The organism is Streptomyces sp. HP-A2021 (assembly GCF_022807935.1).
GTDB lineage: Bacteria > Actinomycetota > Actinomycetes > Streptomycetales > Streptomycetaceae > Streptomyces > Streptomyces afghaniensis.
Window position 1 is genome coordinate 2,231,043 of the sequence record NZ_CP094344.1, and the last position, 13,630, is coordinate 2,244,672.

General features: G+C 72.0%; 12 protein-coding genes. 7 read left to right on the plus strand and 5 right to left on the minus strand.

Translation table 11 applies throughout. From position 1 onward, the window contains the following. Position 1 precedes the first annotated feature (1 nt). The gene (locus MQE23_RS10260; RefSeq protein ID WP_020275452.1) at positions 2 to 805 is read left to right on the plus strand and encodes an ABC-2 family transporter protein; all 804 of its coding nucleotides are present in this window, start codon (positions 2 to 4) and stop codon (positions 803 to 805) included. A gap of 1 nt (position 806) precedes the next feature. Beyond that, complete coding sequence (locus MQE23_RS10265; protein ID WP_037671858.1) at positions 807 to 1,613, plus strand: ABC-2 family transporter protein; 807 nt, start codon at positions 807 to 809, stop codon at positions 1,611 to 1,613. Here MQE23_RS10265 and MQE23_RS10270 read toward each other — a convergent pair. Further along, positions 1,527 to 2,867, minus strand: coding sequence for an MFS transporter (locus MQE23_RS10270; protein WP_243378936.1), 1,341 nt, complete (start codon positions 2,865 to 2,867; stop codon positions 1,527 to 1,529). The two genes, MQE23_RS10265 and MQE23_RS10270, sit on opposite strands and share 87 nt — an antisense overlap. 238 nt (positions 2,868 to 3,105) lie before the next feature. Between MQE23_RS10270 and MQE23_RS10275 the strand changes: the two genes are divergently transcribed. Further along, positions 3,106 to 3,873: a hypothetical protein gene (locus tag MQE23_RS10275; RefSeq protein ID WP_243378938.1), complete on the plus strand. Its 768-nt coding sequence runs from the start codon at positions 3,106 to 3,108 to the stop codon at positions 3,871 to 3,873. Positions 3,874 to 3,885: 12 nt separating this feature from the next. Here the strand turns inward: MQE23_RS10275 and MQE23_RS10280 are convergent, their stop codons facing one another. After that, positions 3,886 to 4,266, minus strand: coding sequence for a hypothetical protein (locus MQE23_RS10280; protein WP_243378939.1), 381 nt, complete (start codon positions 4,264 to 4,266; stop codon positions 3,886 to 3,888). A 101-nt stretch (positions 4,267 to 4,367) separates the two neighbouring features. On the opposite strand from MQE23_RS10280, the gene sigJ reads away from it, so the two are divergent. From sigJ to MQE23_RS10300, 4 genes are all read left to right on the plus strand, one after another. Further along, positions 4,368 to 5,273, plus strand: coding sequence for an RNA polymerase sigma factor SigJ (gene sigJ, locus MQE23_RS10285; RefSeq protein ID WP_243378941.1), 906 nt, complete (start codon positions 4,368 to 4,370; stop codon positions 5,271 to 5,273). A gap of 122 nt (positions 5,274 to 5,395) precedes the next feature. After that, positions 5,396 to 6,715: a jacalin-like lectin gene (locus MQE23_RS10290; RefSeq protein WP_243378943.1), complete on the plus strand. Its 1,320-nt coding sequence runs from the start codon at positions 5,396 to 5,398 to the stop codon at positions 6,713 to 6,715. A gap of 22 nt (positions 6,716 to 6,737) precedes the next feature. Beyond that, positions 6,738 to 7,328, plus strand: a complete 591-nt coding sequence (locus MQE23_RS10295; protein ID WP_020271050.1) for a TetR-like C-terminal domain-containing protein — start codon at positions 6,738 to 6,740, stop codon at positions 7,326 to 7,328. After that, positions 7,321 to 8,289, plus strand: coding sequence for a phosphotransferase (locus MQE23_RS10300; protein WP_020271049.1), 969 nt, complete (start codon positions 7,321 to 7,323; stop codon positions 8,287 to 8,289). Before MQE23_RS10295 ends, MQE23_RS10300 begins: the two co-directional genes overlap by 8 nt. Positions 8,290 to 8,298: 9 nt before the next feature. Here the strand turns inward: MQE23_RS10300 and MQE23_RS10305 are convergent, their stop codons facing one another. The 3 genes from MQE23_RS10305 to MQE23_RS10315 all read right to left on the minus strand — a co-directional run bounded on the left by MQE23_RS10305 (position 8,299) and on the right by MQE23_RS10315 (position 13,565). Further along, entirely contained in the window at positions 8,299 to 9,087 is a 789-nt protein-coding gene (locus MQE23_RS10305) for an isocitrate lyase/phosphoenolpyruvate mutase family protein (protein ID WP_243378944.1), read from the minus strand. 22 nt (positions 9,088 to 9,109) lie between these two features. Beyond that, a complete protein-coding gene (rph, locus tag MQE23_RS10310) occupies positions 9,110 to 11,710 on the minus strand; it encodes a rifamycin-inactivating phosphotransferase (protein WP_243378946.1) in 2,601 nt (866 codons plus the stop codon). Positions 11,711 to 11,873: 163 nt separating this feature from the next. After that, the gene (locus MQE23_RS10315) at positions 11,874 to 13,565 is read right to left on the minus strand and encodes a DUF2264 domain-containing protein (RefSeq protein ID WP_243378947.1); all 1,692 of its coding nucleotides are present in this window, start codon (positions 13,563 to 13,565) and stop codon (positions 11,874 to 11,876) included. Positions 13,566 to 13,630 lie beyond the last annotated feature (65 nt).

Below are 13,630 nucleotides of genomic sequence, written 5' to 3' on the forward strand. Positions count from 1 at the left end.
CATGGCCGTGCTGCACGCCTGGCGCGCCGCCCGTGTCACCCCGCTCGGCGAGTTGAACGCCCCGCCCCGGATGACCGCCGTCGCGCTCCGGCTGGCCGTCCAGGTGGTGCTGGTGTGGTCGCTGTGGCGCGGCCTGTACGCGCAGACCGGCACGACGGCCGGCCTGAGCCGCGCCCAGGCGGTGACCTACGCCGTGCTGGCCGTCCTGGCGTCCCGGCTGCGGGAGCTGGACCAGTACGCGGGCCGGGACACGGTCCTCCAGCACATGCACTTCGGCACCATCGTCTACTGGTACCTGCGGCCGCTGCCGCCGCAGCGCTACTACGCCCTGCGGGCCGCCGGCGAGCAGCTGTACGGGCTCGCGTGGGCGCTGACGGGATACGTGATCTGCCTGGCCGCGGGGGTCGTCGAGCCGCCCCGCTCGGCCTCGGTGGCCGGGGTGTTCGTGCTGAGCATGCTGCTGGGCCAGTGGGTCCTCTACTACGTCATGCTCGTGCTCGACCAGTTGTGCTTCTGGACGGTCCGCAACACCGCCGCGATGCTCATCCTGCTGTTCGCGCAGAACCTGCTGTCCGGGGTGTACGCGCCGCTGTGGTTCTTCCCGGACTGGTTCGTGACGATGAGCGCCTTCCTGCCCTTCCAGGCCACGCTGAGCGTGCCGCTGTCGCTGTACGTGGGGCGGATCCCGCTGTCCGACGCGGCGTTCCAGCTGTCCGTGCAGGCGGCCTGGGTGGTCGTGCTGGCATTGTTCACCCGGCTGCTGTGGCGGCGGGCCGCCCGGCGCGTGATCTCGCAGGGAGGCTGAGATGTCGGTGAAGGCTCTGCGGATCGTGTGGCGCGTCACCGCGCTCAACTTCCGCGCGCAGATGGAGTACCGCACCGAGTTCCTGCTGATGATCGCCATCGGCGCGATCTGGCAGGTGTCGGTGATCGTGTTCGCCACGGTGCTGTTGTCCCGGTTCGCCGGGATGGGCGGCTGGGACAGCTCCGACGTGCTGCTGATCCCGGCGACGCGCATGCTGGCGCACGGTCTGTTCGTACTGTTCCTCGGGCGGATGCACTGGGCCGGCCGGCAGATCCAGGAAGGCCGGGTCGACATCTACCTGATGCGCCCGATGCCGGTCCACCGGCAGATCCAGCTGGCCTTCTTCCCCACCAACGCCATCGGGGACCTCACGGTCGCAGCCGGTCTGATGGTGGGGGCGCTGTCCCGCAGCGACCTGGACTGGACGGCGGGCCGGATCACGTACCTGGTCGCGGCCGTGCTCGGCGGCATGCTGCTGGAGGCGGCCCTGTTCACGGTCGTGGCCAGCGCTGCCCTGCGCTTCCCGGCCGCCGACCAATGGGGCCGCTGGCTCGAGGAACTCCTCGGCACCTTCGGCAGTTACCCGCTGAACGTCCTGCCCAAGGCGGTGGGCGGTTTCCTGACCTACGGGCTCCCGCTCGCGTTCGTCGCCTACTTCCCGGCGGCGGTCCTGACCGGCCACGGCCACACGACGGGCGTGCCGTTCTGGCTGGCGGCGGCGTCACCGCTGCTCGGGCTGCTGGCGTACCTGGGATCCCGGCTGCTGTGGCGGTGGAGTCTGCGGCACTACAGCGGGGTCAACGGGTGACCGGCCGGCCCCGCGGATCGGGGTGAACAGGGCCGTCACGGCGAGCAGGACGCAGGTCGCTCCGGCGGCCACGGCCACCGGGGTCGTGCCCTGCTCCTCGGCGGCCCAGGTCAGCAAGGCCGCGCCGATCGGTGCCGCCGCGTACTGAAGCGTCCAGAAGGCGGACGTGACGCGGCCCAGGAGGTGCTCGGGAGTGACCTCCTGGCGCAGCGACATCGAGCAGGTGCCCGCCATGCCGACGCAGGCGAGGAACGCGGCGCTCAGGGCCGCCACGACCGGCACGTCCCGGGCCCAGCCGAGACCGGCGAAGGCCAGCCCGCACACCGCGACCGAACCGGTCCACGTCGGTCCGAAGCCGAGGCGGCGGCGGATGCGGGCCACCAGCAGGGCGCCGGTGATGGTGCCGAGCGCGCCGACCGCCATGACCGTGCCGACCGTTTGGTCGTCATGGCCGAGGTCGTGCTTGAGGTGGTAGATGACCAGGTCGTTCAGGCCGAGGGTGAGGAAGCTGAAGACGAACAGGAGGGCGGTGAGCGAGCGCAGCACCGGGTGGCCGTGGAGGAAGGCGACGCCGGTGCGCAGGTCCTGCCACAGGCCGGTGCTGCCGTCCGTGCGCTCGTCCGGGGCGCGCTTGCGGAACCGTACGAAGAACAGGCACGCGGCCGACACCCCGAAGCTGGCCGCGTCCACACCGATCGCCGCGGCCGGACCGGACCAGGCGGCGACCAGTCCCGCGCACAGCGGACCGAGGACCCCTGCGGCGGCGGCCGTCGCGTTCAACCGGCCGTTGGCCTCGGTGAGTTGCCCGGTGCCGACCAGGCCGCGCACAACCGTGACGTAGCCGACCGCGAACAGCATCCCCACGGCCTCGCACAGCGGCAGCACCGCGTACAGCAGCCAGATCCGCGGGCCGAACAGCCACACCAGCGGGATCACCCCGTACAGGACCATGCGCACGAGGTCGCAGGCGATGAGCAGCCGGCGCCGGTCCACCCGGTCCACCACGGCCCCGGCGAACACCGCCGCCACGACCGCGGCCGCACCGCCCACCGCCGTCAGCAGCCCCATCCGCGCGACCGATCCCGTGGCCTGAAGCACCAACAGGGGCAGGGCGATCAGCGCGAAGGAGTCGCCCAGCACGGAGAGGGTCTGCGCGGCCCAGAAGATGCCGAAGTCCCGCTGCCGCCACAGGGGACGGGTGCCGTGTAAGCCCTCGTCGGCGGCGTCCTCGCGCCGCGCCGCCCCGTGCGTCATGCCGCCTCCCCCGTGTCCCCGCTTCCTGGCCGCCCGGCAACTTTACGGCTCCCCCGTCGACCGAGGGGTGTCGCACCCGCACCCGCATCCGTCCCCGCGCGGGCGTAAGAAACCGATACCGGTCGGTGGTGCGGACGGGGTAGCGTCCGAAGCGTGAGGTGATCTCTCCCGTGGTGTCCCGGACACCGCAGACGCGAACCCGACCCGTACCCCTGACGCTCCGCGGGGAGACATCACCATGCACATCACCTTGGGCAACACTCCTGAAGACACACTGGCCGCTTTCACCGCACGGGCGGCCGCCGATCCCGGCGTGGCCGGGCTGGTCCTCAGTGGCTCCCGGGTCCACGAGGGCATGCCGACGGTCCACTCCGACTACGACCTGCATGTGATCCTCAGGGACCAGCACGCCTCGCCGATCGCCGAGTTGGACTGGTTCCGCTCGGCCCACCTGGACCTCGTGGTCATCGAGCTGGCCGAGTTCCGCACCCGCGGCATGCCCGGCCGGCCCGACCACTTCGCGCGCTACTCCTACGTCCACGCCCAGGTCCTGCTCGACCGGCTCGACGGGACCATCGCCCGGATCCTCGACGAGAAGCGGACGCTGGGCGCCACCGAGGCCCGGGCCGCCGTCGACGGCTGGCTCGACGCGTACGTCAACCAGACCTACCGCTCCCTGAAGAGCTACCGCGACGGCCGCCCCGCCATGGGCCACCTGGACGCCGCCGAGTCCGTCCCCCACGCGCTGGAGGTGCTCTTCGCCCTGCACCGCCGCGTCCGGCCCTACAACAAGTACCTGCAGTGGGAGCTGGAGCGGCAGCCGCTGGGCGAGCCCCGGTGGGACGCGGGCCTGCTCCTGCCGGTCGTCCGCCGCATCCTGGCCGACGGCGACCCGCCCACCCAGCGCACCCTCTTCGCCGACATCGAGGAGGCGGCACGGCGGGCGGGCCACGATCCTGTGCTCGACGCCTGGGGCACGGAACTGGAACTGCTGCGGCACCCCTGACTCACCGGGACCTCAGCGCCGGGCCAGCGCCAGCACGCTGAGACCGAACATCAGGACCCCCAGGGGCAGATGGACCGATGGGACGTGCGCGATGCCCAGCACGACCTGGACCGAGGCGAGGACGAGGAAACCCGACGCGTGCCAGACCGGCCGGGCGGAGCCACCGCCCGGCTTCCACGCCAGTACCGCCGCGAGCAGGTACAGCATCGACGCCCCGTACATCACGCGGGCTCCGGCACTGTGCAGCGTCTCTCCGTAGGACGAGGTCAGCAGCAACCCTGCGGAGACCGCCTGGAGGAAGATGGTCAGGGTCTGCAGGGCGATCGCGATCCGCAGGACCGAGGAGCCGCCGCGCCGTGCGTCCGCCGTCGTCGCCGTCATCTGAGTGGCCATGTCAGTTCCCCTTGTCCGCCCTCGGGCAGTCGATCGATAAGGTCTCACCAACTCGACGAGGCAGGCCTGCGAAAGGTAAGGCGAGGGGGACGGCCGGAAGCATGGGGACTGTCGGGAGCAGCACGGACGGGACGGCCGGCGAGCGACGCCGACTGATCAATGTCGCCTACCGGTTGCTCGGTTCGGTGACCGAGGCCGAGGACGCGGTGCAGGATGCCTACGCCCGCTGGTACGGGCTGCCCCGCAGCCGGCAGGAGGAGATCCTGTCCCCCGGCGCCTGGCTGACGACGGTGACCGGCCGCATCTGCCTGGACCTGCTCGGCTCGGCGCGGGCCCGCCGGGAACGCTATGTCGGCGCGTGGCTGCCCGAGCCGCTGCCCGACCGGACCGAGTGGGACGGCGCGGGCGGCACCGGCCCTGCGGACCCCGCCGACCAGATCGTCCTGGACGAGTCGGTGTCCATGGCCTTCCTCGTCGTCCTGGAGTCGATGACGCCCGCCGAGCGGGTGGCGTTCGTCCTGCACGACGTCTTCCGCTATCCGTTCGCCGAGATCGCCGGCGTCCTCGGCCGGACCCCCGCGGCCTGCAAGCAGCTGGCGGCCTCCGCCCGGCGGCGGGTGGGCGCCGCGCGTACTCCGGTGCCGGCGTCCGGCCGGGCCGACGTGGTGCGGCACGTCAAAGAGGCCTGGGAGAGCAAGGACATCGCGGCCCTCGTCGGGCTCCTGGACCCGGCCGCCGTGATGACCGCCGACGGCGGCGGCATGGTCGGCACCGTCCTGCGCCCGGTGGAGGGCGGCGCGCGCATCGCCCAGTACATGGTCGCCATCGCCGACAAGGCTCCGGGGCTCGAACTCCTGGAGCGGACGGTCAACGGCGTGCCGGGCCTGGTGGCCCAGCGGGACGGCGTCGTCATGACGGTGGCCGCGTTCGACGTCTCCGACGGGCGCGTCACCCGGATCTGGGCGGTCCGCAATCCGGAGAAGCTGCGGCCGTGGGCGCGGTCCTAGCCCGGTCCGCCGTTTCATCTTCAACTGTTTCCCCCGAGTCCCTTGCGCACCACCCGAGTTGGCGTCGAACCTGAACATCGTTCATGTCCCGCTCCGCCTCCCCGACCGGAGACACCCCCACCATGAGACGACTTCTCGGCACCCTCGCCGCTGCCGCTCTGACCCTCACCGGACTGACCGCGACCTCCGCGACGCCCGCCGCCGCAGCGGACTCCGGCTCCTTCAACGTCCTGACGTACAACATCGCGGGCCTGCCCCTCGGGCTCGGCGACAGCGACCCCGAGACCAACACCCCGCTGATCGGGCAGCGGCTCGGGCCGTACGACATCGTGAACGTGCAGGAGGACTTCAACTACCACGCCTCGCTGTACGCCAACGACAAGCACCCGTACCGCACGGCGACCAGCGGTGGCGCGGCCTTCGGTGACGGGCTCAACACCCTGTCGGACCACCCCTTCGAGGACTTCCAGCGGGTGAAGTGGAAGGACTGCACCGGCACCAACTGCCTGACCCCCAAGGGATTTTCGCTGGCGCGAGTGAGACTGGCGGAGGGCGCCTTCGTCGACCTGTACAACGTCCACACCAACGCCGACTCGACCGACGACGCGCTGGCCGCACGCCGGGCCAACGTCGAGCAGCTCTCGGACTTCATCCAGGCGAACTCGGCGGGCAACGCGGTGATCGTCATGGGCGACACGAACACCCGGTACACCCGCACCGGCGACAACATCCGCACCCTGCTGTCCGAGAACGGCCTGACGGACGCGTGGGTGAAGCTGGTGAAGGGCGGCACGCCCCCGGCCCAGGGCAGTGACGCGCTGGTCTGCGACGCGGCGGCACCGGCGAACGACTGCGAGGTCGTGGACAAGGTCCTGTACCGGGGCAGCAAGCTGCTGACCCTCACCGCGACCCGCTACGCCAACGACTGGAAAGCCTTCCTCCGCTCCGACGGCAAGCACCTCTCCGACCACTTCCCGCACGCGGTCGACTTCTCCTACACGCTCAACTCGTCCCTTCGCGCGAGCGACTTCATCGGCGGTCCGCACGGCACGGCCTTCAACGACGCGGACGACCTGCCGGCGAACCCCGCCCCCCGCACCCTCACCCTGCGCGGTAGCAGCCGCCTGGACGCGGTGTCGTTGACCCATGACGGCGGTACGGCCCTGACCCACGGCGGCACGGGCGGCACGCCGGCCTCGCTGACGCTGGCCCCGGGCGAGCACCTGACCTCGGTGAAGCTGACACAGGGCCAGAAGGACGGCCGCACCCGGATCTTCTCGGCGTCCTTCGCGACGGACCAAAGCCGCACCCTGTCCGCCGGCACGGCCACGTCCGACGCGAAGACCTTCACGGCCCCCTCCGGATGGCAGATCGTGGGCTTCACGGGCCGCGCGGGCGCGGAGATCGACAAGCTGGGTGTGATCTACGCGCCGATCCGCTGAGCTCGTACTACGCTCTTCCCTCATGCCCAGAGCCGGCCTCACCCCCGACCGCCTCGTCGCCGCCGCGGCCGACCTCGCCGACGAGGCCGGCCTGGACCACGTCACCCTCTCCGCCCTGGCCCGCCGCTTCGGCGTGAAGGACGCGAGTCTGTACACCCACGTCCGGAACCTGAAGGACCTGCGCACCCGCCTGGCCCTCCTGGCGGGCGGCGAGATGATCGACCGGATCGCGGCGGCGGTCGAGGGGCGGGAGGCCGGCCGGGACACGCTCGGCGCCTTCGCCGGCGCCTACCGGGCCTACGCCCTGGAACACCCCGGCCGGTACGCGGCGACACAGCTCCCGATCGACCAGGACCTCCTCACGGACTCCCCCGCGATGCGCCGCACGGCCGACGTCACCTACGGCATGCTCCGCGCCTACGGCCTGGAGGAACCCGACCTCACGGACGCGGTGCGCCTGCTGCGCAGCACCTTCCACGGCTACTGCGCCCTGGAGTCCACCGGGGCCTTCGGCGCGCCCCGTGACGTACAGGCGTCCTGGGACAGGTCGATCGACGCCCTGCACGTACTGCTGAAGAACTGGCCCCGCGAGAAGAGGACGACCGATGCGTGACACAGCCGGCTCCATAGCGGAGATCTACTCGCTCGGCACCGGCCCCTGGACGATGACACCCGTGACGCGGGGCGCCCTGGGCCAGATCTGGAAGCTCTCCGGACAGGGCTCCTCCTGGGCCGTGAAGGAGCTTCTCTTCGGCTGCGACGAGGCGCAGGTCCGCCGCGAGGCCGCGCTCCGGGACTCCGCGGCCGACCTGGGCATCGCCTCCCCCCGGCTCCACCCGAACCGGCAGGGCGCGCACGTCTCCCGGCTCGCCTCGGGCGGGTCGTACGTGAAGCTGTACGACTGGGTCGAGGGCACCCGGGCGGACGCGTCCGACCCGGACGTCCTGGACTGGTTCGGCCGGACCATGGCGCTGCTGCACCGGGCCGGAGAGGGCGCCGTCGAGACGCCGGGCGACTGGTACGAGCGGTGTCCCGACGACGCCGACTGGGAGGACGTCCTGAAGAAGGTGCGGGACGCCGGCCTGCCGTGGGCGGACGAACTGGACCGGTTCATCGCGACGTCGGCGCCCCGGCTGGCGCACTGGGTGACACCGTCGGATCCCGACGGCCTCGTGACCTCGCACCTCGACCTCCAGCCCCAGAACGTCCTGGTGGGCCCGGCCGGGCCGGTCCTCCTCGACTGGGACAACGCCGGGCCGGTCTCGGCGGAACGGGAGTTCGCGCGAGCCTTGTACGTGTGGTCGGGCCGGGGCGAGGTGGACATCGCGGCCGCCCGGCGTCTGGCCCGGGCCTACCGCGATGCCGGGGGCCGGGCCGAGGTCACGGGCCCGGAGTCGTTCTCGATGCTGTTCGCCACGGACCTGAACTACATCCGAGTGCAGGCCGAGTGCGCCGTCGATCCGGCGGTGACCGCGGCGCAGCGCGAGTTCGCGGGCCGGCAGGTCCTCACCTGTCTGCGGAGCCTGCCGGACCTCGCTGCCGTGTCGCTGCTGGTCGCCGCGCTCGACACCTGACGCAGTGACCTACTGCGGTGCGACCTGACCGGCCACGTCCTCGTACGACGGCGTCGGCCCCGCCGGCGTCCGGCCGGCCCGGATCTCCGCCACCGCCTCCAGGGCCGCGCCCAGCGCCCGCCGGTACAGCAGCGAGCCGAGGCTGATCCGGCGCACGCCGGCGTCGGCGAGGTGGGAGACGGCGGGCCCGCCCGGCGAGTAGAGGACGTTGAGGGGGGCGTGCACGCGGCGCACCAGGGCGGTGATCTGCCGCAGGTCGGTGAGGCCGGGGACGAACACGCCGTCCGCGCCCGCCTGTCGATAGGCGTCGAGCCGGGCGAACGTGTCCGTGGCGTCGCCGTCGCCGAGCCAGTGGGTGTCGGTGCGGGCGTTGACGAAGAGGCCGGGGACGGCCTCCTTGACCGCGGCGATCTTCGCCGCGTGCCGGTCGGCGGGGCCGAGCCCGTCCTCCAGGTTGATGCCGGCGACTCCGACGGCGTGCAGCTCGCGCGCGAACTCCGCCACCTCGTCCGGGTCGTCGCTGAAGCCGCCCTCGGCGTCGACGGACAACAGCCACGGCTCCGAGCCGAGGGCGCGGGCCAGCCGGAGCGTCTCCTCACGGGTCGCCGCCTCACCGTCGGGCAGTCCCGCGGCCGCGGCGACGCCCAGGCTCGTCGTCCCGATCGCCCGGAACCCCTGTCCGGCCAGGGCCCGCGCGGACGCGCAGTCCCAGGCGTTGGGCAGCAACAGGGGCTCCTCGGCGTGGTGAAGGGCGGAGAGGGCCCCCGCGGCCGGTGTCTGCTTCGGATGAACGGTCATGGGGCCACGCTAACCAGGCCGGTCAAGACAGGATCTCGACGTACCCGTCGGTCCCGTGCACGCGGATCCGCTGCCCGTCCCGGATCAGCCGGGTGGCCTGCTCCACGCCCACCACGGCCGGCAAGCCGTACTCCCGGGCGATCACCGCGCCGTGGGTCATCAGGCCGCCCACCTCCGTCACCAGGCCCGCGACGGAGACGAACAGCGGCGACCAGCTGGGGTCGGTGTAGGTCGTGACCAGGATGTCGCCCGCCTGGAGATCGGCCTCCGCCATGTCGAGGATGACGCGGGCCCTCCCCTCGACGGTCCCGGCGGACACCGGCAAGCCGACCAGGGCACCGTCCGGCACGTCGTCGCGCCGGTACGCCCCGGTGACGGCCTCACCGTCCGAGGTGAGCACCCGGGGCGGTGTGAGCGCCTGGTACGACCGGAAGGCGTCCTTGCGCTGCCGGACGAGCCGGTCGTCCACCTGGTTCGAGCGCACGACGTCGTGGAGCTCCTGGAACGTGAGGTAGAAGATGTCCTCCTTCTCGGGAAGCACTCCGGCGTGCACGAGGCGCTCCGCCTCCGCCATCAGGGCCTGCTTGTAGACGAAGTAGCGGCTGACGATGCCGTACTTCGGGTACTCCCGGTACCCGATGAAGGTTCTGACCCGGTCGATCATCCGCTTGGTCTCGTCGGCTTTCCGCTCCCCGTCCGGCAGGGCCCGCAAGCGTGCCAGCACGTCCTGTTCCTGCTTCAGCGCCTTCTGCCGGCCTTCCTCGAAGCGGCGCCCGGCGGCGCCCGGCTCGAAGTGCCTGACGTTGTCGAGGATCACGGGCACGAGCGTGCTGGGGCGCTCGCGCCAGCGCGGCCTCGTGATGTCGATCTCGGCGACGCAGCGCATGCCGTACCGGTCGAGGTAGGCCTCGATGGCGTCGCGCGCTTCGGTCCCGCCCGGGAGCTTCACCAGCTCGTCCAGGAAGCCGTCGTCCTCGACGCCCTCCAGGAACGCCACCACCTCCGGATGGGGGCGGATCGCGTCCGCGACGTCCAGCAGCGCCAGCCCCATCTCCGAGGTGATGTTGTCGGGGGCGGACAGGGTGAGCGTGTCAGCGGCGTTCTTCTCGCCCAGCCACTCCTGCAGCTTGTCGTTGAGCCACCACGTGGCCTCCATCCCCGCCATGATCACCTGCATGCTCAGCGGATCACCGAGGACGCGCTTGTGCTCCTCGAAGGCCTCCAGCAGGAAGTCGAACAGCGCCGGTCCGGTCTTCGTCCGGATCTCGCGCTCCAGGGCGGCGACGGACGCCTGGCTGCGCTCGATCAGCTCGGTGACGATGGCCGGATCGGTCTCGATCGGAGCGGACGTGCGACCGCCGGAAGGCGGCCCGCCGGGGCCCGCGTCAGGGAGCGACGGGACGAAGTCGTCGCGGTCGAGGACGGTCTCCAACGCGTCCCTGACCAGCGGGTCGCCTCTGCCCACGAGGTCGAGGAGGCCGGCGCGGCTCGCGGGCGAGGCCAGGCGCCGGGTGACGTCGACGAACAGCCTCCCGCCGGCCTCGAGCATCGGCGCCATGGCCGTCAGCTGCCACATGGAGAGCCCCAGGGGCTTCATAGCGTCGGTCATCATCTGCTGATGACCGACGGAGACATAGACGTGGTTCTCCTGGTCGCCGGTCTCGGGGATGGGGAACAGCGTCGTGATCGGCCGGCTCTGAACGATCTGGAAGTCATCGCCGTCCAGGCACCATTCGATGTCCTGCGGACGGCCGAAGTGCGCTTCGATCCGCCGCCCGAGCCGCACGAGCCGTACGACCTGCTCGTCCGTCAGCGCCGGCTGCTCCTGCCGCTGCGCGTCGATCGCCACTTCCTGCGTACCGCCGGCCGGCAGGGCCTGAACGGCACGCTGTTTGGCGGCGATCGTCTTGTCGACGACTTCGCCGTCGCGCACCTTGAAGACGTCCGGGTTCACCAGGCCGGAGACCAGGGCCTCGCCGAGGCCGAAGCCGGCGTCCACGGTGGCGACCTTCCGGTTGCCCGTGACGGGGTCGGCCGTGAACAGGATGCCGGCCGCCTGCGGGAAGACCATTTGCTGCACGACCACGGCCATGTGGACCGTACGGTGGTCGATGCCGCTGCGCCGGCGGTAGGTCACGGCCCGCTCGGTGAACAGCGAGGCCCAGCACCGGCTGACGTGCTGGAGGACCGCCGCCGGCCCCACGACGTTCAGGTAGGTGTCCTGCTGGCCGGCGAAGGAGGCCGTCGGCAGGTCCTCCGCCGTCGCGCTGGACCGGACGGCGTAGGCGGCCTGTTCGCCGTGCCGGGCGAGCGCGCCGGTGATCGCCGCGGCGAGATCGCCCGGGATGGCGATCCCTTCGACGGTCCGGCGGATCTGCGCGCTGAGCGTGCGGACCGCCTCCCGGTCGTCCGGGTCCACGCGCGACAACCGATCGAGCAGATCGTCGATCGACGGCGCTTGCGCCATGATCCGCCGGAAGGCGTCCGTCGTCACGCAGAAGCCGGCCGGCACGCGGACGCCCTCGATCCGCGAGAGCCTGCCCAGGTGCGCGCCCTTGCCCCCGACGACCGCGACCTGTGTCTCGTCGATCTCCTGAAGATCCCGCAGGTAGTGCTCAGCCATCCGACGCGTTCCCCATTTCCGCAGTGTGTGGCACAGGCCGACGATTCTGCGCCCTGACCCGGGCCTTGCCGCAAGCCCCCCAGTGCGCTATACGTTGAGAGTGGCAAGGAGAGTCCTCTCCTTGCCTTTGCCATGTCGTCGGCGGTTTCGAAGGGTCAGCGCGTCACGTGAGCGGCGCTGCCTCCACTCCCGAGCCGTCCAGCCGGACCCGCGCCCCGTCCCCGTCGCTCCAGCGGACGTCGACGGCCCCTGTCTCGTCCACCCGCACGGAGACCAGCTCCGCCAGCGGGAGGGGGTCCGGCTCGCCCGTCAGCCGGCCCAGGGCGACGAAGAGCGTGGCGCCCTCGCCGGTGACGCCTGTGAGGGAGTCGTCGAGGCCGACCGCGGGCAGGAGTTCGGCCCGCAGGCCCTCTCCCGCCGGCCAGCCGGTGATCCGCACCGGCGTCCCGGGTTCCGTCCCCGTCACCAGATGTGCCCGCACCTCCGCCGCCCCGCGCGCCAGCACCACGCTCGTCACACTGGCTCCCCCGCCCGCGGTGTGCCGCGAGGCCGCCCAGCCGTCGCCGGCGCCGAGCGGCTCGATGCCGGTGCGGCTCGGGTCGTCGCCGACGAGCACACTGTTGTCGTAGGAGGGAGAGGGGGCCGTCACGGTCGAGTAGGCCAGGCGCGTGTAGTACGGGTCGTAGCGGACGTCCTCGCTGCCGTGGTTGTGCAGACGGACCACGCCGTCGGAACGGGTGGACTGGAGCAGCCAGTTGGGCGGGCCGATGGGGGTGACAGCGTCCGCGCGTTCGGCCGGGGCCGGTTCCTCCGCTGCCGTCCACACCTCGTGGTCGGGAGGCAGGAGCAGGCCGAGGAAGCCCTTGCTCGCCCAGTAGGGGGAGGCCGGGCCCGAGTAGCCCTGGAGGACGGATTCGTCGGGGCCGTGCCAGCCCAGGGAGAGCAGGCCCCGGTCGTCGACCGCGCCCCGGTCGAGGAAGTAGCGCAGTGCTCCCGAGGCCAGGCGCCGGGTCTCGCCCGGGGAGAGCGGCGTACGGCCGGTCAGGGCGCCCAGCCACAGCGGTGCCGTCGTCGCGAAGCGGTAGGTGAGGGAACGGCCCTGGTGCATGGGAGCGCCGTCGCCGCCGAACAGGCGGGCGTAGTCCGAGAGATGGCGTTCGAGACGGGTCCCGTACAGGTCCAGCAGGCGCTCGTCCCGCTCCAGCCAGGCGTGCAGCACCGGGTAGAGGTGCATGGCCCAGCCGTTGTAGTAGTCGAACTTGCGGCCGTCGCCGTCGGTGTACCAGCCGTCGCCCAGGTACCACTGCTCGATGCGCTCCAGGCCGCGGTCGATCGCCGCGCGGGACGCGTCCGGCTCGTGGCCGACCTCGGCCAGGAAGCCGCCCACCGTGACCGGGAACAGCTCCCAGTTGCAGGGCCAGGCCTCGGCGGTGAGCGCGTCGCCGAGCCAGGCCGCCGCCCGCTGCCGTACGCCGTCGTCCAGCCGGTCCCACAACAGGTCCCGCGTCAGGCGCAGGGCGAGTGCGATCGACGCCGCCTCCACCAGGGGCTGGCTGCGGTCCTCGATGCGGGGCCAGACGCCCGAGACCCCGGCGGCCAGCCCGTCGGCATAGCGCTCCAGGGCCTTCTCGTCGCGGCGGAAGGCGGCCAGCAGCAGGGTGCGGGCGTAGCCCTCCAGGCCGTCGGAGAGGCGGCCCGACCAGCTGGTGCGGTCGCCGGGCAGGTGGTAGAGCGCGCGGTCCTCGGTCGCGTACGGCTCGACGGCGGTGAGCAGGGCGTCGGCCGCCGCCTCCCAGTGGGCGCGGGTGTAGCCGGTGAACGAGGAGGCCGTGCGGTCGGCGGGAGGCAGCTGCATCGCGTCTCTTTCGTGCTGGGACGGGTCGGAACAGGCTGGACCTGGAGCGCCCCGGTTCCGGTCGG